Below are 18,782 nucleotides of genomic sequence, written 5' to 3' on the forward strand. Positions count from 1 at the left end.
TTTCCTGTTATAATTTATCTTATTTAGGGAATTTCGCTCAGCATCCAGTATCTATTGAGGGTAGCCATAACTTCCACGAAGTTAGAAAAAGTGACAGGTTTAAGAATATAGCCCGCTACATTCAAATTATAAGCTTCTACTTTATCTCTATCTTCATTAGAAGTTGTGAGGACGATCACCGGAATCGACCTCAAACATTCATCCAGTCGCAATTCTCGCAAAAACTCGATCCCGTTCATTCTCGGCATATTTAAGTCCAGCAGAATTAACCGGCGCGCTTGAGGCATTGCAGGCTCGATTTTCCCTTCTCCGCGCAATATAGACAGAGCTTCTAATCCGTTGGCTGCCATGTAGAGAGGGTTAACGATGTTATTTTTTTTGAACGCTCGCCGGACGTTCATCACATCAACCTCATCATCTTCAACCAAGAGGATATGAATTTTTTTGTCTTCCATAAATTAGTCACTTTGCAGATGTTTTGTAAGCACCAGTCTCGTTGGCGAGGTCGATCGCGCACCGATCGCGAACCCAGCAAGTCTAATCTCTATTGTCCTTTGTCAAGAATCATTTATGCCTCAGCCGATCGCGGTATCTACCTGCAGGGGTACTCGCCCGTCAGGGGCATAAGTGGGGCCGCCGAGATCCAAACACTCGCCAATAACGCCCGATCGAGCTACTGTAAAATCTAAAACTTATCTACATTATTAATCGCCATGTCAGCCGATCGCAAACTCTACGAAGGCAAAGCCAAAATCCTCTACTCCACCGAAGACAGCGAAATTTTGCTGACCCACTTCAAAGACGACGCCACAGCCTTTAACGCCCAGAAACGCGGCAGCATCGTCGGCAAAGGCGAAATCAACTGCGCCGTATCCGCGCACCTGTTTCGGATGCTAGAAGCCAAAGGCATTCCCACACACTTCATCGACACGCCGGCTCCCAACCAAATGCGAGTCTGTCGCGTCCAAATCTTGCCCTTGGAAGTTGTAGTCAGAAATATTGCCGCCGGCAGTCTTTGCAAGCAAACAGGACTCGCCCTAGGCACAATTGTCAATCCGCCGCTGGTGGAATTTTATTACAAAAACGACGATTTGGGAGACCCGCTACTGACCCGCGGCAGAATCCAGTTAATGCAGCTAGCCACCCCCGAACAAGTAGACCAACTAGAAATCGCCGCCCGCGAAATTAACGAAATACTCAAAGAATTTTTCACCGAGTGCGGCATCACCCTAGTAGACTTCAAACTAGAATTCGGTATCGACCAACATCAAAATTTGATCCTCGCCGACGAAATCAGTCCCGACACCTGCCGCCTCTGGGACAACACAGAAACTGACCCCGATGCCCGTGTTATGGATAAAGACCGATTCCGGCGGGACTTGGGATCGGTAGAAAGTGCTTACCAGCAAGTTCTCCAGCGGGTTTTAGCTCAGAAAGTCTAGAGGCCTTAACAATGCGCTAAAATTGCACAGTTTGTCACCCTTCTGCTTTCGATGTCAGCAATCAGCGGTCAACAGTCATCAATTAGCGGTCAGCGCGAAATTCAACCGACTTATATAACTAATGACTAATGACTAATGAATAATGACTAATGTGGTGTGTTGATTGCCCAAAAAAGTGAACAAAAATGCGTTTATCTGCTGTATTGGTGGCAGTTTTTACTGCCTCAGCAACATTCGGGTTATCAAATTCGGCAAGCGGCCAAACATCCTACTCTGAATCAGCAGAGGAAGCTTTGGCTGCCGTTCCGCCCGCCCCGTCGATCGAATTACCCGATCGCCCCATTCCACAATTAACCCAAAATCCTCCTCAAAACCGCAAAGCCGCTAAAACTAGCAAAGCCGAAGCCCTAAAAATAGCGGCGGCCCCTGACAGAGGAGAGAACGACCGCGAACCCCCAAGCCTAGTCACAGACCCGCCCTCCCCGGTTTCACCTCCGAGCCTTCAACTCAAATCCGAGCTAGCATCCAACCCCTCCCCTGCCTCTAGCAGCCAAAACGCCCTGCCAGACGAGCAACTGGGCAGCCCGCTCCCCCCATCGGAAGCGGCTGTAACGCCCGCCTGGATCGCAGCAGAGCTAGGGAAACCAGAGGAATCAGGGGCGATCGCTCAAAACTCCCAAGTTGCCCCCAGACCGGCCCCGACCAGACCGCCCGCCAACACCGTTCCTCCATTGCCCCCTGGCCCAGCACCGCAGCCCAGACCAACCCCCGCACCCGCCGGGGCGGCCGAACCCCAAGTGCTAGTTGCAGAAGTTACCGTCACCGGGGCGACGGGAGACTTGGAACGCGAGATTTACCGAGTCATCAGCACCCAACCGGGACGCACGACCAACCGCAGCCAACTGCAACAAGACATCAACGCCATTTTTGCCACGGGCTTTTTCAGAAACGTGCGGGCAGTACCCGAAGACACCCCGTTGGGCGTCCGGGTGACTTTTATTGTGCAGGCAAATCCGGTGCTGCGGGGAGTGACAATCACCGGCCAGCAAGTGCTGCCCCAAAGCGTAATTGACGAAAGCTTCCGCGATCAGTACGGCCAAATTCTCAACCTCCGCCGCTTTGAGGAGGGAGTGAAAAAAATTAATGCGTGGTACCAAGAGAACGGCTATGTTTTGGGCCAAATCACTGATGCCCCGCAAGTAGGAGAGGACGGCACAGTCACCCTGGTAGTGGCAGAAGGCCAGATCGAATCCGTTGATGTCCGCTTCCTGAACAAGGAGGGAGAGGCAACGGATGCCACGGGTCAGCCGATCGGAGGCAACACCCGTCGCTTTGTCGTCACCCGCGAAGTAGAACTCAAGCCCGGAGACATCTTTAACCGCACCAAGGCGGAAAGGGATTTGAGACGGGTGTTTGGTTTGGGAATTTTTGAAGACGTGCGGCTTGCCTTGGAACCGGGAACGACTGACCCCCGCAAGGCAAGGGTAATTGTCAACGTCATCGAGAAAAATACTGGTTCTTTGGCGGCTGGTGCGGGTTTGAGTTCCGCGACGGGTTTGTTCGGTACGGTGAGTTACCAGCAGCAAAACTTGGGCGGTAGAAACCAGAAATTGGGGGCTGAAGTACAAATCGGGGAACGCCAAACGCTGTTTGACCTGAGTTTTACTGACCCCTGGATTGCGGGCGATCCTTACCGGACTTCTTATACGATTAATGCGTTTAGAAGACGATCGATCAGCGTGATTTTTGACGGCGGCGAACGGGAAGTCAGATTGCCCAACGAGGATCGACCCCGCATCGTTCGCACCGGTGCCGGCATCAATTTCACCCGTCCCCTGTCGCGCAATCCTTTTGCCGATTCAGAGTGGACTGCTTCAGTCGGCTTGCAGTACCAGCGAGTCTCAATTACCGATCGCAAAGGCCGTCGCGAATCCGAGGACGAACTCGGCAACCAGTTGAGTTTTAGCGATTCCGGCTCCGACGACTTGACAACACTGCAAGCAGGTGTTGTGCGCGATCGGCGCAACGACCCCCTCCGCCCCACTAGCGGTTCCCTGCTCAGATTTGGGATGGAACAATCGATTCCTGTAGGTTCCGGCAACATCCTGTTAAACCGCCTGCGGGCTAGCTACAGCTTGTACCTACCAGTCAAGTACACTAACTTTACCCCCGGCCCTCAAACCCTGGCATTCAGTTTTAGAGGCGGCACCATATTCGGAGATTTGCCTCCCTACGAAGCCTTCGCCTTAGGCGGCGCCAACTCGGTGCGCGGATACAACGAAGGCGACCTGGGAGCCGGTCGCAGCTTCCTAGAAGCCAGCGTTGAGTACCGTTTCCCGATTATTTCGTTTATCGGCGGAGCGCTATTTTTGGATGCTGGCACCGACTTGGGTACGGGCAAAAATGTCCCGGGCGACCCGGCCGGTATCCGCGAAAAGCCCGGTAGCGGTTACGGTTACGGCCTCGGCGTGCGGATTCAATCTCCTTTAGGGCCAATCCGGATCGATTACGGTATCAACGACACCGGCGACAATCAAATTCACTTTGGGATTGGTGAGCGATTCTAATTGGGCATTGGGCATTGGGCATTGGGCATTGGGCATTGGACATGGGAAATTGGGCATTGGACACTCGTACTGAGCGTAGTCGAAGTATTGGGCATTGGACATTTAGAATTGGTAATTGGTAGTAATTAACTAATAACTAATAACTAATAACCAATAACCAATAACCAATTACCGATGCCCAATAACCAATAACCAATAACCAATAACCAATTACCGATACCCAATTCCCCATGCCCCATGCCCCATGCCCCATGCCCAATAACTAATGACTCAACGTACCTTAAAATCTGAATTTGAACTGTCGGGAATCGGTTTGCACAGCGGCGAACAAACTCGCGTCCGAGTTTTGCCTGCTGCGGTTGGGGAAGGTCGCTATTTTGTCAGAATTGACTTGCCCGGTGCTCCAATAATTCCTGCAAAAATTGAGACGGTTTGTCAGACTGCACTTTCAACTGAACTGGCAGGTATCGATGCTCAAATTCGCACTGTAGAGCATCTATTAGCCGCTTTGGCGGGGATGGGAGCGGATAATGCTCGAATTGAGGTTGATGGGCCGGAAGTGCCGCTGCTGGACGGTTCGGCTCTGGTTTGGGTAGAGGCGATCGCCCATACCGGCTTAGTTCCTCAAGAACCGAAGCAAGACCCCACATCCTCCTGCGTCCTAGAACAGCCTATTTGGGTGCGTCACGGGGATGCTTTTGCAGCGGCTTTACCGTCAGCGGAAACTCGGTTCAGTTACGGAATTGATTTTGAGGAACAGGCGATCGGCAATCAATGGTACAGTTGGTCGCCAGAGGCAGAAAGTTTTGCGACGGCGATCGCCCCAGCCCGCACTTTTGGACTTGCTCGCCAAGTTGACCAATTGCGACAAGCAGGTTTGATCAAAGGTGGTACCCTAGAAAACGCCCTAGTTTGCGATCGATCCGGCTGGCTCAACCCGCCTTTGAGATTTGCCAACGAACCGGTGCGCCATAAAATCCTAGACTTAGTAGGCGACCTCAGCCTGCTGGGAACTTGGCCAAAAGCTCACTACTTGGCTTACAAAGCCAGTCACAACTTGCACGTCCAACTCGCCTTAGCACTCAAATCCCAAGCTTGGGTCGTGAAGGAGACAAGTTAGAAAAGGTGCGAGCCAAGTCACCGTTACAATTGACAACCCAAGACGCGATCCCTCGCGTTTCTACCACACTCAAAAGTCTTCAAGCAATGTCCACGCTGACTGAAGTTAACACCCTCAATACTGCTAATTCTGAATCCGTTCCCACCGAAAACGGTGAGGATTCTCCAGCGGTTAAATCTACTTTTACTCTCGAAGAAATTCAGAAATTATTGCCTCATCGCTATCCTTTTGCACTGGTTGACAAGATTGTTGATTACGTGCCGTCCGAGAGGGCTGTAGGAATTAAAAATGTGACTTTCAACGAACCGCATTTTCAAGGGCATTTTCCCGGACGGCCGATTATGCCGGGGGTATTAATTGTTGAAGCGATGGCTCAAGTTGGCGGTATGGTTCTGGCTCAGTTGCCCGACATCGAGCAAGGATTGTGGATGTTTACGGGAATTGATAAAGTCAAATTCCGCCGTCAGGTTGTACCGGGCGATCGGTTGCTGATGACTGTAGAATTGCTGTGGGTAAAACGCCGTCGCTTCGCAAAAATCCAGGCTCTGGCTGAAGTAGACGGACAAAAAGTTTGTGAAGGAGAATTGATGTTTTCGATGGTAGATTAAATTTGTTATTTGTTACTTGTTATTTGGGAATTTATATCCCTTCCTTCTGACAACTGCCAACTGCCAACTGCCAACTGCCAACTGCCAACTGCCAACTGCCAACTGCCAACTGCTAACTTACAACTGCCAACTGCCAACAGACAGCAAAAAAACTGACAAATGCTTACTTTGATTCACCCAACTGCTGTGATTCATCCCGGTGCTGAACTTCACCCGACTGTAGAAGTGGGAGCTTATGCTGTAATTGGGGAAAGAGTGAAAATCGGGCCGGATACTAAGATTGGCGCTCATGCAATTATCGACGGGCTAACAGAAATAGGCGCTCGCAATCAAATTTTCCCCGGTGCGGCGATTGGTTTGGAACCTCAAGATTTGAAATACGAGGGTTCTGCGACTAGGGTGAAAATTGGCGACAGCAATCTGATTCGGGAATACGTGACAATTAACCGCGCTACTGGAGCGGGGGAAAGCACGACAATTGGCAATCATAATCTATTGATGGCTTATGTTCATGTGGGACACAATTGCGCGATCGCCGATCGAGTAATTATCGCCAATGCTGTAGCCTTAGCCGGACACGTTAAAATCGAGTCTCAAGCCCGATTGAGCGGTGTTTTGGGCGTTCACCAGTTTGTCCACATCGGTCGCTTGTCTATGGTGGGCGGCTTGAGCAGGATCGATCGAGACGTACCTCCTTATATGCTAGTCGAGGGGAATCCTTCGAGAGTGCGAGCAATCAACAAAGTAGGTCTCGAACGCGCCGGTTTTACCCCAGAAGATTTGCTAGTTTTGAAGAAAACTTTTCGTATTCTATACCGTTCTGGCTACACTCTCGATCGAGCTTTGGAACAGTTGGATTTGTTGCCAGAAAACGCCCACTTGCAGCACCTGCGGAGATTTGTGCAGCAGTCTGTAACCAAAGGGCGGCGCGGTTTGATTCCAGGCAAAAAGTGAATCAGGTAGAATAAACCTATGAACTAAGCGACTGTTGCCCTATGAATGTATATACTTCAGTCAAATCTACATCCCCTGAAACAGAACAAGATGGCTGCATCAGGTTCTCAGATGTTAGTTGGCAGCAATTTGAAGCGATAGAAGCAGCTTTTAAAGATGTCAGAGGTGTGAAATTTTTCTATCTCGATAAAATACTGCAAATTATGACTGTCTCGCCCGAACACGAAATAATCAAGAAAACTCTCTGTATGCTCCTAGAGGCATATATGAGAGCAAATGGGATTCGATTTTACGGCAAGGGCGGGCCGACTCTGGGTGACAGAGAATTAGGCGGTAGAAAAGAGCCGGATGATTCCTATGATATAGGAACCCAAAAAATAGTCCCAGATATTGCTATTGAAGTCGTAATTACCAGTGGCGGGATAAATACTCTAGAATTTTACAAAAGATTGGGTGTTCGGGAAGTCTGGTTTTGGCAAAATAGTCAGTTATCTCTCTATTACTTAACAGGTGAAAATTATCAGGAGATGGCCCGGAGTACATTCCTTCCCGATCTGGACTTAGAATTACTCCTATGCTGTGCTAATATGCCCGATCAATATGATGCTGTTACCGAGTTATTAGCAAACATCTCACCTGTTTAAAGTCAGAATATGAAAATTTTTATCAGCACTGGTGAGGTTTCTGGCGATTTGCAAGGAGCTTTGTTAGTTGCAGCCTTAAAACGTTACGCTGTCGCCGCTGGTTTGGAGTTAGAAATAACAGGATTGGGCGGCCCTCGTATGGCAGAAGCTGGTGCTACTATTTTAGGCAACACTGTGGGCATTGGTTCTATGGGCATTATAGAATCTGTACCCTATATTTTGCCGACGATCAAAGTTCAGGAAAAAGCTAAAGAATATCTCAAAAACTTCCCCCCCGATGCGGTTGTATTGATTGATTATTTGACTCCAAATCTCGGTATTGGCAGCTACATCCGGCGCTGTTTGCCTGATTTGCCGGTGGTTTGGTACATCGCACCTCAAGAATGGGTTTGGTCGATTTCTCCTCGAAATACCGATCTGATTGTCAATATTTGCGACAAACTTTTGGCAATTTTCCCCGAAGAAGCTTGTTATTATCAAAAAAAAGGAGCCCAAGTGAGTTGGGTTGGTCATCCTTTGGTGGATAGAATGCAATCTGCGCCCAGCCGGGAAGTTGCCCGCAAAACTTTGGGAATTGTGCCGGAACAGGTGTCGATCGCCCTAATTCCCGCTTCCAGACACCAAGAACTCAAGTACCTGATGCCGGTTATATTTGAGGCAGCTCAAATTATTCAAGCTAAATTGCCGGAAGTTCATTTTTGGATTCCGCTTGCTAACAAAGCTTTTCGCAGCAAAATCGAACAGGCGATCGAGAATTACGGTTTGCGGGCTACTTTGTTGGAAAATCAAACTCTGGAAATCTTGGCGGCTGCCGATCTGGCGATCGCTAAATCTGGTACTGTTAATCTGGAGCTAGCTTTGCTCGACGTTCCGCAAGTTGTCGCCTACCGCGTCAGTCCGATTACGGCGATTATTGCTCGCCACGTCCTGAAATTTTCGATTCCTTTTATGTCTCCGCCCAATTTGGTGCAAATGAAGCCGATCGTCCCAGAGTTACTGCAAGACGAGGCTACTGCGGAAAATATAGTTAACCATGCACTGGATTTGCTGCAAAATGCCGATCGACGCCAGCAAATCAAAGCGGGTTATCGGGAAATGCGCGAAAGTCTAGGAGAGGTGGGCGTGTGCGATCGCGCGGCTGCGGAAATAATGAAAAATGTTAAATTAAATACAGCAAATTAAAGCAACTTTGTTATTGAAATGTTATGCCAAGCAATCGGAAAAAGCGACCGATCGCTGTTGATTTATTTGCAGGCGCGGGTGGCATGACACTGGGCTTTGAACAAGCAGGTTTTGACGTACTTGCATCAGTCGAAATTGACCCAATTCACTGCGCTACACACGAATTTAATTTCCCGCTGTGCTCTATTGTGTGCAAAGATGTCGCAGACCTTACGGGATCGGAAATTCGGAAAAAATCGGCGATCGGGCGGCGCGAGATAGACGTAGTAATCAGCGGCTCGCCCTGTCAAGGGTTCTCGATGATGGGCAAGCGCGATGTGGACGACCCGCGAAATTCTCTAATTTTTCACTTTCAGCGCTTAGTTTTGGAGCTAAAACCCAAGTTTTTCGTAATGGAAAATGTGCCGGGAATTGCGTCAGGAAAACACAAAGAACTCCTGAATATCTTAATTAGCTCTTTTTTGGAAGCAGGCTATCAAGTAGAAGAAAACTATCAAGTTCTCAACGCCGTTCACTACGGAGTGCCGCAAGCTCGCAAACGATTGTTTCTGATTGGCTGCAAAAAAGAGTATGAGCTGCCAAAATACCCTCAACCAACTACTTTCCTGCCAAAAATTAAAGTTACTAAACGCTATAAAAAAGTTAATTTACCTGCTGTCCCGACAGTTTGGGATGCTATTGGAGATTTGCCGGAAGTGGAAAAGTACAGCGAGTTGCTGCACCGAGATTGGGTAATGGCGGAGTACGGAAAGTGCAGCACTTATGCGAGTATAATGCGCGGAATTGATGATTTGGATGATGATTATTCCTACGATCGCGAGTACGATCGACAAATCCTCTCTTGTAGTTTGCGAACTAAACATTCTCTGGAATGTATGGAAAGGTTTCATGCGGCCAAACACGGCGAAAAAGAGCCGATCAGCCGTTTTTACAAGCTTCACCCTGACGGAGTTTGCAACACTCTCAGGGCGGGAACCGACAGGGCGAGGGGGGCTTATACTTCGCCGAGACCGATTCACCCGATCGCCCCTCGGTGCATTACAGTCAGGGAAGCTGCGCGACTGCATTCCTATCCTGACTGGTTTAGATTTCACGTCACAAAATGGCACGGTTTTCGCCAAGTCGGAAATTCTGTACCGCCGCTATTGGCGAAAGCTGTAGCAGCGCAGATTATTAGCGCTTTGGGCGTGCAAGCAATTAAGCCGAGTCTCAAGCTGAAATGGGGAGATGATTCGTTGCTCAAACTGAATTGGTCGGAAGCAGAACAATATTATCTCAAAAGTTAAGCTTTAGATTTAACAATTTCTAATTGGGAATGGGGAATTGGTAATTGCTAATTGGTAAACAAGTAGTAATTTTTGCCTTTCATCTCCTTCTAAAGACCGGGTTAGATCAAATCGCATAACTACTTATAGCTATCCTAAATCATTTGTGAATTTCTTACTCCCTCCCCGCGGGTTCGGGGAGGGTTGGGGTGGGGTAAAAAATTTACGACTCCTTTACGATTGCTATATGCAGGACTACCCCCAATTAAGCGCGGGCTACCGTCCCCTGTATCAGTGGGCACAGTTCGATGACCCGCACGAGATGTCCCCGGTAGTTAAACAAACCGGGAATGTATTCCAGTCCGCTGTGCAGTTTTTTTAAGGTGACTGTGGGGCAACTATTTCGACTACGCCTCTGCTATCCAAGGCGTAGCGATCGTCCTATACATCAAATAGCAACATCAACATCTAGATACTATTTAAGATTTTAGATTGTGAAAGTCTGCCGATAAAACATTTTGATAAATTTCGCTGAGTTTTGCAACAATTACGAGTCTTTGGGAATTCTAGAGCTATCGTGTAAAAAGTGTATTTTCAGGAGACTCAACTAATATGGGTTGGTTTAAAAGACTGTTCGGACTCGAAAAGCCTGAAGCCCCGGCTGAACCGATGGCACAAGTAGTACAGCAAGCAGCACAAGCGCAATCCATCGCTCCTGCTAAAGTCGGCCCAGACGGAAATTTTGACGAAAGCGGCTTAGCGAAGCGGGTTGCTTTAGCTTTTGACGGCGATTCAGAAGTTGCTGATATCGAGACTGTTTATGTGGCTCAGCTCAGCGGCACGGTTGTTCTCAAAGGTCAAGTTCCCAGTCAGGAAATTCTCGACAAGTTGGTGGCGATCGCCTCTGCTGAAGAAGGCGCAACAAGCGTGAAAACCGATGAGGTGACAGTCGGCTAGAGCCTATTGGGTCACTTCTGCGATCCCTCCTCACTTCCCTGTTTAAGGGGAGTTGAGAGGGGATGCCAGGGGCTTGTCAAAGCTGGGAAACTAGATCTCGAAAGTTTTTTAGCCATAACTTAGTTGCTGGAGTCGATCGAACTTGACCGCCAGCAAACCTTGAGATCCCGCTGTAGCGGGCTTTTTTGTGCGCTCTAACCGTGAAAATATTAATTTTTTTTAACTTGACTGGTTATTTCCTTAAATGGTAAAATAGAATACAGAAAGTAAAAAATTTTTACTGACTAAAAAGCAAACCTGACCTGACTGCCCTTTTTATCTCCATACATATAAGGATCAAAAAATATGAAACTTACTTATCGCGGCGTAAACTACGAGTACGACATTCCGACAGTAGATATGATCGAAGGCGAAGTCGCGGGCAAATATCGGGGTCAAAACTGGAACTATCGCTATCCGAGACACATTCCGGTGCCCCAAAAATCCGGCGGCCCAAACTATACCACAAAGGGAGATTCTCAAGCTGGCGATCGGGATACCGCAGCAGCTAGCGCCCCAGCGGCGGTTAATTCTTACCCAACAGTGGTGGAAGTGGCGCAAGTGCACCGGGCGAATATTTGCAATATTCTCGATCGTAGAACGCAAGCAGCCAAAGCCAATGGCGATGAAAGACTGCTGCGCTTGCTAGAAATTGAGTGGAGACAGATGGTCTGTTAGAGAAAAGCTTCAGAAAACAAAGCGTTTGTCAAGAGGGGGAAGTTGAGTTAAGCTCAATTTCCCCCTTTTGATTTGCTTTGTGCGATCGAATTTGCAGCCTCGAAGCGATATCAATCGTCTGGATTTTGGGCGATGCGATCTTTTTTAATGCGATCGATCTCCTCAAAACTCTTTTGGGTGCGACGGGTTTTGACGATTAACTGTATAGCTTGAGTAATCATCGACGGGATAACATCGAGGACGGGTTTACCTGAATGCACATCGAGATTTCCCTTCACACAAATCAATATGGCTAGCACGATCGGGGCAGTTGCGATCGCTTGGCGGATGAACTTGTGTTGATTGCTTTGGCTGTTGTTTTTCATGTTCGGAACCTTCTTATACTTCTGCTGCATAAAGCGTTTAATTGGTTGTTAATCCAATTTAAAATCGCCCGCATAAGCAAGTCAGTTCCCAAAAAATTCCACTTGAAGTAGAACCAAGTAGAAAAATTCTTCTACTTGGCAATCTTTGAAGTAGACGGCTCGCCTCAACCATAGAGTAGGGGCAGGGAATCAGTCAGTTTTGAAGCTAATCTGAAGATGGTTGAATGCCGTATCTGTCTCATCTCTCCAGTCAGCGTGTGTATAATTGAAATATCTTGCTGAAGAGATTAAATATGGAATCGTGGCAACGCTGGGAGGACTTTCTAAAAATAAGATCCCGCGACTATGACTTGACTGATGCTGAAACAGAATCTTTTTTATTACAATTTGCTAGACAGAATCTGGGCAAAAGCTTAAAAGAAATTTCCGAACAACTGCCACTGATGGAAGATCGGCTGGGAAATCATAAAAAGCGGATGTCCGAGGTATATCGTAACTTCTCTAAGAGTTGCGTTGAACTAAAGTCAAAAACGCCCAACAAATCAAAACCTTTACAGGAATGGCTGGAAACAGAGTATTCTCAATGGTTGTCTGTTCAAGACTCTGATTCTGCCTTATCATCTGCTACAACAGAAACGCCGATATACTGGCGAAATATTTGCCTCGCCATGTTGGAAGCTGAGAAACCGCTAACCACCAATGCGTTGATGCGCGATGAGGACGATCGCTTTGAGTTAGAAGAAATCCACGTACCGCTAGCATTAGTAGAGCGCAAAAAACCTAATCTGATCGGTGGCGACACTCAAGCAGAGCAAGGTTCGCGGCTGTACGAGCCAGAATACGAAGAAAAGCAGCGCTTTGAACACGAACAGTTTTTGCGGGATATTCTCAAAGACGGGAAAGGTAAGCAAAACGGTAAGCGCATCGCTATTATTGGCGAACCGGGGGCGGGAAAAACAACCCTCTTACGCAAAATCGCCTTTTGGGTGCATAAAGAAAACACCGAAATTTTACCGATTTCGATTTCCCTGGCAGATTTACCAGAAACTAATCCCAAACAGGAATTTCTGGAACAGTTTTTACTCGACAAATGGCTGAAAGCAGCACTACCTTATATCTCCTTGGAAATAGTAGAAGTAACGGAAGCGTTGAAAACAGAGTTTAAAAAACTGTGCAATCAGGGGCGAGTTTGGTTGTTGTTGGATGGCGTGGATGAAATATCGGTGCAGGGAGAAGAACGCCTCTGGGCAATTTCTAACCAATTGAAAGGCTGGGTGGGACAAGCGCGGGTGGTGCTGACTTGTCGGCTGAATGTCTGGGAGGCAAACCGCAACGTGCTGGCGGACAATTTTGAGATTTATCACACCTTGGATTTTAGTTATGGGGATAGTACAAAGCCGGATAGAGTGGAAGAATTTATCGCCAAGTGGTTCAACAAACAGCCAAATTTAGGTCAGGAATTGCGACAGGAGTTAGACAAACCAGGAAAAGAGCGCATCAAAGATTTGGTAAAAAATCCCCTGCGGTTGGCGCTGTTGTGCAGCACTTGGAATTTGTGGCGCGATCGTGGGGGTTTGCCGGATACAAAGGCGAAACTTTATCAGGGATTTGTCGAGAAGTTTTATGAGTGGAAAAGCCGGGAATTTCCCACAAATTCTACTCAGCGGGAGAAATTAAATCGGGCATTGGGAGAGTTGGCTAAGTTGGCGATCGACCAAACTGAATCCCGGTTTCGACTTAAGCACAGTCTGGTTTGTCGGGTATTGGGGCAACCAGATGAGGAGTTGTTTGGGTTGGCGTTGAAATTGGGTTGGTTGAATGAGCTTGGTTTGGCGGCTGAAAGCCCGGATGAAACAGTTTATGGTTTCTGGCATCCCACGTTTGAGGAATATTTTGCGGCGCTGGCCGTTGATGATTATTGGGACTTTTTCCTCAATCATGTGCCGGAGAATCCGAAGCAGGGTATTTACCGCATTTTTGAGAAGCAGTGGAAAGAGGTGATTTTGCTGTGGTTGGGGCGAGGGGAGGAGCGCTTAAGGGAGCAGAAAGAGGAATTTATTGATGCTTTGGTTAATTTTGAGGATGGGTGTGGACAATGGGATTGGGAAAAAATAGGAAAAGGGTTTTATCAGTATCGCGCCTATTTTCTGGCTGCATCAGGAATTAATGAATTTAAATCTCATCCTCTGGCAAATAAAATTGTGAATCAATTAGTAAATCTGGGTTTTGGTTATTTCAGTCATAAAAAACAGGAATGGCAAGATTACATGGGTGTTATGTTAGGTTACGTGATGATAAATAAAATTCTGACACAAACTGATAAATTAAGTACCATTCAGAAAATTTGCTCGCTTTTAGAAAATCCTCAATATCCTGAATCTTCTTATAGGCGTGCCATCTCTGTCTTAGGAGAGATTGGACAGGGTAATTCTCAATCTATTGCTGTTTTAAAGAGAGTCTTGAATAACACAAAAAATCCCGAAATTAACCGCCAAGTATTGATTAGCTTAAATAAAATAGAATCTGGACAACTCTCCCCTATCGACAGCTCAATAAAAACAACAACAACAATTCCTGTTCATCATAAAAAATCTCATCCAGAAGAGGTTGATAAAATTCAGCATTTTATAGAAGTATTATTAAATGAAAAAAATGATAATAATACTCGCATGAATGCCCTGGATAAATTCAAGAGAGCAAGCCAAGAAGATAGCCGAATTATCAATGCTTTAGTAGAAGTTATTGAAAAAGCTAATGATCCATCTCTTCGTTACTTAGCATTACACTATTTAGGCAAAATTGAGCAAGGAGGTATCACAGTCACAAGAGTATCAATGAAAATCCTAGAAAACTTTAAGAAAGAGGATGAAGATCTACGATTTAAGGCTGTGAAAAGCCTAAGAAAAAGCAATCCAAATAACGCTGGAAATAATGTAGATTGCTTGCTCTCTATTTTAAATGAAACTAAGGACCCAGATCTATATATAGCCCTATTAGAAGCTTTAGGCAAAATTGGGCATGACCATCCTAAAGCTATCGCCACGTTGACTGGTATTCTAGCAAACACTAAAGATGAAGAGATCCGTTTTCAGTCTGCTGACAGTCTAGGAAGAATAAATCCAGGGAACTGCAAAGCTGTAGCCGTAATAATTGAAATCCTAGAAAATACCAAGCATGAATATACCTCAATTGTCCATGATGTACTTAAGCCATTCCTTAAGCCATTCGAGGATCTTTGGGAGAGTTCAAAAGCATTGGATAGCTTAGGAGAAATTGGCAATGGAAGTAAAAATGCTATTCATGCCTTAGTAAAGGTACTAGAAATAGCTAAAGCAGAATATGCTAGGAGAAGAGCGACTAAAAGTTTATTAAAAATCATTACTACTGATGAACATCGTCAAGAGGTGGTTTCTTTGCTTCAACCTCACCTGAAGACTGAAACTTACGAAAATAACTTTGATTTATTTAACGACTGCTACGTAGTCCTCTGGGACTGTGCCCAAAACCTCCCTTACCCCACCTTCTATGAAGCATGGCACGATTCCGCCACCACACGCGATCCAGAAGTCCCATAAACTACCGCCGATTCTACTCCCTGGGCACAAAGTTTCAACTCAGCAAACTTACCCCAAGTCCTTGCCAATACTATTGACAACGAACCCGATTTATCTAACAAACTAAAACTAATTTGCATCGACATCAGCAAATTCATCGACCCGGAAAACCCCGCCCCAGAAATTTACAATGAGATGCTAAATCAAAAATGTCCAGAGTGGCAGAATGGGTATCCCGATACAATGCAAAAACTAAAAATTTATTGGAATTCCCTGCGCCGCCAAAGCGAAACCCCCCTATTTTTCATCTGCTACGATTCCACCGCACTCTCAGCCACACCCACAGGATTTAGCGATTAATTTCTGAAAGCTTTAAGCAAATTCGATCGCGCGATTTGTGTGGTGTGCGAACAAGGAAATATTCCCTTGCGAACTTTTTCACCCAGTCAACCCGATTTAGTCGCTGCTGTTGTAGCATGGATTCGGCGAAGTATACTAGAAAATAGACATCCTATTTAAGAGTCGATCGACAAAGTAGCAACTATGACACTTACAAAGACCGAGTATAAATATATAGAACTCAACGAAGACAATGTTCCCATCATAGCCGGAACTACGATGAAAGTCGTTGAATTAGTCGAAGCTCAAATAGCTTATGGTTGGAGTCCAGCAGAATTACACCTCAATCATCGCTACTTAACTATGAGCCAAATTCTTTCGGCCTTAGCTTATTATTGGGATCGCAAACAAGAACTCGATGCAGAAATCAAGCGACGAGAAGAGTATGTTAAACAGGCAGAAATTGAAGCTGGCGAATCTCCTTTTGCTGCTAGACTACGTGCTCAAGGGCTATTGAAATGAGTCTAGCACTTTATATGGATGAACACATCCATTCAGCTATTACAGTTGGTTTACGTCTTCGAGATGTAGATGTTTTAACTGTTCAAGAAGATGGACGTGCTGGTACACCAGATACTATTTTACTCGATCGAGCTATGGAACTTGGGCGAGTTATATTTTCACAAGACCAAGATTTTTTAATTGAAGCAAAACGTCGTCAAGCTGAAGAGATAAACTTCTCTGGTGTTATCTTTGCTCGTCAGTCTCGGGTTTCCATTGGTGATTGTATCCGCGACTTGGAAATAATTACTAAACTTGGCGAACTGGAAGAATTTGCTAATCGAGTTCAATATTTGCCTTTATAGTTTCCCTTACATTCACCCCTTGACGCAAACAACCTGCTTCAAAGTCGCCACAACTTCCACCAAATCCGACTGCTGAGTCATCACCTCATCAATCGACTTGTAAGCCCCCGGAATTTCATCTAAAAATTGCTCATCTTTCCGGCACTCAACCCCCTCAGTCTGCCGCACCAAATCATCCAGAGTAAATACATTCTTCGCTTGAGTGCGAGACATCAATCGGCCAGCACCGTGACTGCAACTACAGTAACTCTCAGTATTTCCCTTCCCTTTAACAATGAAAGATTTTGCCCCCATCGAACCCGGAATAATCCCGTAATCCTCAACATCCGCGCGCACAGCACCCTTGCGAGTCACATACACATCTTCCCCAAAATGCACCTCTTTTTCCGCGTAATTGTGGTGGCAATTCACCTCTAATAACGGCTTAACAGATTTGCCTCCAGCGACGTGCTTTTCCACAATTCGCTTAAACCGATTCATCATTACATCGCGATTAAAACGAGCATAATCTTGCGCCCACTGCAAATCGTGCCAGTAAGCCGCAAACTCCCGCGTACCCGCTACAAAATAAGCCAAATCTTTGTCAGCCAGATTAATCTCTGCCAGTTTAGCTAAATCTTTAGCAGTCTCTATATGCTGCTGTGCGAGCAAGTTTCCAATACCGCGAGAACCCGAATGCAGCATCAGCCAAACAAAGTTTTCAGTATCAACACAAACCTCAATAAAATGATTGCCACCGCCGAGGGAACCCATTTGTTTTAAGGCTTTATTGTTTTGATGCTGCACACCTTGGTGAAGTTCCTTAAATTCACCCCATTTTTGCCAGTTAGTGACTATTTTTTCTACTTCTTTATTTTCTGCAAATCCGACAGGAATTGCGGCTTCGATATCGAGGCGAATTTGTTTGAGTTTGCCTTCTAATTTGTTGGCGGTGAAAGGCATTTTCACCGCCATCATACCGCAGTTATGGACAAATACTCCCGCAGTTAACGCAAAGTTGCCGTATTCGGGAACCGTTAGGCAATAGACATCTTGCTTTTCAAGTAAAGGAATAATAGCAACTACTTTGTGGTTGTAGCCGTGCTGATTTTTTCTGTGGTTGTGAAGTCCGATAGGAGTTTTAATTTGATCTCCACAAGTCTCACAAGTGTATAGCCGATTAGCAAGTTCTTTACTCTTTGCTTTACCCTTTTCACTCTGATTGTAATTAATTAGATACTGCTTTCCTCGTTCGCCATTTGCGGTAACTGACTCTTTGAAGTGTTCGGGGTTATCCTCCATATACTTAAGGATGTTTTTCGTTCCGCGTTCGGCGTAATAGCTGTGTCCGTCTGAGGTTTGAGCTTTATTAGCTAGGGCTTGCTTTCTTTTCTGTTCAAATTCCAGGGATTGCCAATGGGTATTTCTATCAACTAATGAGCGGTGATAGGCAGAATGGTCATTATTACCCATGAATTCTAAATTTTCTGGTCTATTATCTGTGGCATCAAAGTTTTTGTGATGAATCACAGTTCTCTGATTGTGGAAAGATGGTATGTCTCCTAACAAACCAGAACGAGCAATGATCCAATGAGCTTTTTGCCATCTACCTGAATAATTTTGCTGTACTAAGGTATACCCATCCTTATCTATTTTGGAATAAAAAGGCATCAATGACGTTCCTGTTGTCAAATCCCGCGCTTCTCGGTATTCACCATTCCGCAACATGAATTGATGATCGGGAGTGCATTTGATTTCTTCTCCATTATCCAGTACCACTTTAACCAGTTCGGCATTTTTTCTAGTTAATTTGGCTGTAGCCTTAGCAGCAACAATTCGGCCTGTTGCTGTACAGGAGTAGATCAAAAATTCTTTTTGACTCCTAGCCAATTCCCCGATCGCATAAGATTTGCCATCAACTAGAGGAATTTGTGTATCATCAGTAAAGCAACCAATATCAACGCCCACAGCAGCGGGAATAATCGCTTCTTTTGTGGCAATTACGGAACCGACTAAAGCACCTTTTCCTAAATGTACGTCGGGCATCAGTGCGACGTGTTTGAATACAAAGGGCAAAGATGCTACGTTTGCGGCCATCTTGGTTTCTTTTTCGCCCAGGGCGTGATTTGCCCAAGATAGCACGGGTTTTGGAGTTGATATGTCTAATTTTTCGTAGGGCATTTGTGTTTAAGTTTGTTTTGCTAATTTGTATGTAATACATAT

17 protein-coding genes and 1 pseudogene are annotated in these 18,782 nt (G+C 46.0%); 15 read left to right on the forward strand and 3 right to left on the reverse strand.

The window, feature by feature from the left end:
• Positions 1–23: 23 nt before the first annotated feature.
• Positions 24–455, reverse strand: coding sequence for a response regulator (locus tag QUA78_RS07015; protein WP_172188630.1), 432 nt, complete (start codon positions 453–455; stop codon positions 24–26).
• A gap of 258 nt (positions 456–713) precedes the next feature.
• On the opposite strand from QUA78_RS07015, the gene purC reads away from it, so the two are divergent.
• The 11 genes from purC (at position 714) to QUA78_RS07070 (ending at position 11,456) form a co-directional block, all read left to right on the forward strand.
• Positions 714–1,442, forward strand: coding sequence for a phosphoribosylaminoimidazolesuccinocarboxamide synthase (gene purC, locus QUA78_RS07020; protein ID WP_333196510.1), 729 nt, complete (start codon positions 714–716; stop codon positions 1,440–1,442).
• A gap of 185 nt (positions 1,443–1,627) precedes the next feature.
• Complete coding sequence (locus QUA78_RS07025) at positions 1,628–4,009, forward strand: BamA/TamA family outer membrane protein (RefSeq protein ID WP_333304354.1); 2,382 nt, start codon at positions 1,628–1,630, stop codon at positions 4,007–4,009.
• Positions 4,010–4,274: 265 nt separating this feature from the next.
• Positions 4,275–5,129, forward strand: coding sequence for a UDP-3-O-acyl-N-acetylglucosamine deacetylase (lpxC, locus tag QUA78_RS07030; protein ID WP_333398694.1), 855 nt, complete (start codon positions 4,275–4,277; stop codon positions 5,127–5,129).
• Positions 5,130–5,215: 86 nt separating this feature from the next.
• Positions 5,216–5,737: a 3-hydroxyacyl-ACP dehydratase FabZ gene (gene fabZ, locus QUA78_RS07035; protein WP_333303734.1), complete on the forward strand. Its 522-nt coding sequence runs from the start codon at positions 5,216–5,218 to the stop codon at positions 5,735–5,737.
• 9 nt (positions 5,738–5,746) lie between these two features.
• A complete protein-coding gene (locus QUA78_RS07040; protein WP_333303735.1) occupies positions 5,747–5,893 on the forward strand; it encodes a hypothetical protein in 147 nt (48 codons plus the stop codon).
• Positions 5,894–5,896: 3 nt separating this feature from the next.
• Positions 5,897–6,691, forward strand: a complete 795-nt coding sequence (gene lpxA / locus QUA78_RS07045; RefSeq protein WP_333303736.1) for an acyl-ACP--UDP-N-acetylglucosamine O-acyltransferase — start codon at positions 5,897–5,899, stop codon at positions 6,689–6,691.
• Between the two features lie 41 nt (positions 6,692–6,732).
• The gene (locus tag QUA78_RS07050; RefSeq protein WP_333303737.1) at positions 6,733–7,335 is read left to right on the forward strand and encodes a Uma2 family endonuclease; all 603 of its coding nucleotides are present in this window, start codon (positions 6,733–6,735) and stop codon (positions 7,333–7,335) included.
• Between the two features lie 9 nt (positions 7,336–7,344).
• On the forward strand, positions 7,345–8,517 hold the full coding sequence (lpxB, locus tag QUA78_RS07055) for a lipid-A-disaccharide synthase (protein ID WP_333303738.1): 1,173 nt from the start codon (positions 7,345–7,347) through the stop codon (positions 8,515–8,517).
• Positions 8,518–8,540: 23 nt separating this feature from the next.
• Entirely contained in the window at positions 8,541–9,803 is a 1,263-nt protein-coding gene (locus QUA78_RS07060; RefSeq protein WP_333303739.1) for a DNA cytosine methyltransferase, read from the forward strand.
• A gap of 591 nt (positions 9,804–10,394) precedes the next feature.
• The gene (locus QUA78_RS07065) at positions 10,395–10,739 is read left to right on the forward strand and encodes a BON domain-containing protein (RefSeq protein ID WP_333303740.1); all 345 of its coding nucleotides are present in this window, start codon (positions 10,395–10,397) and stop codon (positions 10,737–10,739) included.
• 345 nt (positions 10,740–11,084) lie between these two features.
• The gene (locus tag QUA78_RS07070) at positions 11,085–11,456 is read left to right on the forward strand and encodes a DUF4278 domain-containing protein (protein ID WP_333303741.1); all 372 of its coding nucleotides are present in this window, start codon (positions 11,085–11,087) and stop codon (positions 11,454–11,456) included.
• A gap of 110 nt (positions 11,457–11,566) precedes the next feature.
• Here QUA78_RS07070 and QUA78_RS07075 read toward each other — a convergent pair whose 3' ends face one another.
• On the reverse strand, positions 11,567–11,821 hold the full coding sequence (locus QUA78_RS07075) for a hypothetical protein (protein ID WP_333303742.1): 255 nt from the start codon (positions 11,819–11,821) through the stop codon (positions 11,567–11,569).
• 293 nt (positions 11,822–12,114) lie between these two features.
• On the opposite strand from QUA78_RS07075, the gene QUA78_RS07080 reads away from it, so the two are divergent.
• The 4 genes and pseudogenes from QUA78_RS07080 to QUA78_RS07095 all read left to right on the forward strand — a co-directional run bounded on the left by QUA78_RS07080 (position 12,115) and on the right by QUA78_RS07095 (position 16,580).
• Positions 12,115–15,396 carry a HEAT repeat domain-containing protein gene (locus QUA78_RS07080; RefSeq protein WP_333303743.1) on the forward strand — a complete coding sequence of 1,094 codons (3,282 nt, stop codon included), beginning with the start codon at positions 12,115–12,117 and terminating at the stop codon, positions 15,394–15,396.
• Positions 15,397–15,459: 63 nt separating this feature from the next.
• Positions 15,460–15,894 (forward strand): annotated as a pseudogene (locus tag QUA78_RS32790) (NACHT C-terminal alpha/beta 1 domain-containing protein); the annotation flags it as partial.
• Positions 15,895–15,918: 24 nt separating this feature from the next.
• Positions 15,919–16,236, forward strand: coding sequence for a DUF433 domain-containing protein (locus QUA78_RS07090; protein ID WP_333303745.1), 318 nt, complete (start codon positions 15,919–15,921; stop codon positions 16,234–16,236).
• 14 nt (positions 16,237–16,250) lie between these two features.
• Complete coding sequence (locus QUA78_RS07095) at positions 16,251–16,580, forward strand: DUF5615 family PIN-like protein (protein WP_333398695.1); 330 nt, start codon at positions 16,251–16,253, stop codon at positions 16,578–16,580.
• Positions 16,581–16,592: 12 nt separating this feature from the next.
• Here QUA78_RS07095 and QUA78_RS07100 read toward each other — a convergent pair whose 3' ends face one another.
• A complete protein-coding gene (locus QUA78_RS07100) occupies positions 16,593–18,740 on the reverse strand; it encodes an RtcB family protein (RefSeq protein ID WP_333303747.1) in 2,148 nt (715 codons plus the stop codon).
• Positions 18,741–18,782 lie beyond the last annotated feature (42 nt).

This window comes from Microcoleus sp. K4-B3 (assembly GCF_036704615.1).
GTDB lineage: Bacteria > Cyanobacteriota > Cyanobacteriia > Cyanobacteriales > Microcoleaceae > Microcoleus.

Coding starts and splice junctions, on each gene's coding strand:
- QUA78_RS07015 (WP_172188630.1), bottom strand. CDS start 455: ATGGAAGACAAAAAAATTCATATCCTCTTGGTTGAAGATGATGAGGTT.
- purC (WP_333196510.1), top strand. CDS start 714: ATGTCAGCCGATCGCAAACTCTACGAAGGCAAAGCCAAAATCCTCTAC.
- QUA78_RS07025 (WP_333304354.1), top strand. CDS start 1,628: ATGCGTTTATCTGCTGTATTGGTGGCAGTTTTTACTGCCTCAGCAACA.
- lpxC (WP_333398694.1), top strand. CDS start 4,275: ATGACTCAACGTACCTTAAAATCTGAATTTGAACTGTCGGGAATCGGT.
- fabZ (WP_333303734.1), top strand. CDS start 5,216: ATGTCCACGCTGACTGAAGTTAACACCCTCAATACTGCTAATTCTGAA.
- lpxA (WP_333303736.1), top strand. CDS start 5,897: ATGCTTACTTTGATTCACCCAACTGCTGTGATTCATCCCGGTGCTGAA.
- QUA78_RS07050 (WP_333303737.1), top strand. CDS start 6,733: ATGAATGTATATACTTCAGTCAAATCTACATCCCCTGAAACAGAACAA.
- lpxB (WP_333303738.1), top strand. CDS start 7,345: ATGAAAATTTTTATCAGCACTGGTGAGGTTTCTGGCGATTTGCAAGGA.
- QUA78_RS07060 (WP_333303739.1), top strand. CDS start 8,541: ATGCCAAGCAATCGGAAAAAGCGACCGATCGCTGTTGATTTATTTGCA.
- QUA78_RS07065 (WP_333303740.1), top strand. CDS start 10,395: ATGGGTTGGTTTAAAAGACTGTTCGGACTCGAAAAGCCTGAAGCCCCG.
- QUA78_RS07070 (WP_333303741.1), top strand. CDS start 11,085: ATGAAACTTACTTATCGCGGCGTAAACTACGAGTACGACATTCCGACA.
- QUA78_RS07075 (WP_333303742.1), bottom strand. CDS start 11,821: ATGAAAAACAACAGCCAAAGCAATCAACACAAGTTCATCCGCCAAGCG.
- QUA78_RS07080 (WP_333303743.1), top strand. CDS start 12,115: ATGGAATCGTGGCAACGCTGGGAGGACTTTCTAAAAATAAGATCCCGC.
- QUA78_RS07090 (WP_333303745.1), top strand. CDS start 15,919: ATGACACTTACAAAGACCGAGTATAAATATATAGAACTCAACGAAGAC.
- QUA78_RS07095 (WP_333398695.1), top strand. CDS start 16,251: ATGGATGAACACATCCATTCAGCTATTACAGTTGGTTTACGTCTTCGA.
- QUA78_RS07100 (WP_333303747.1), bottom strand. CDS start 18,740: ATGCCCTACGAAAAATTAGACATATCAACTCCAAAACCCGTGCTATCT.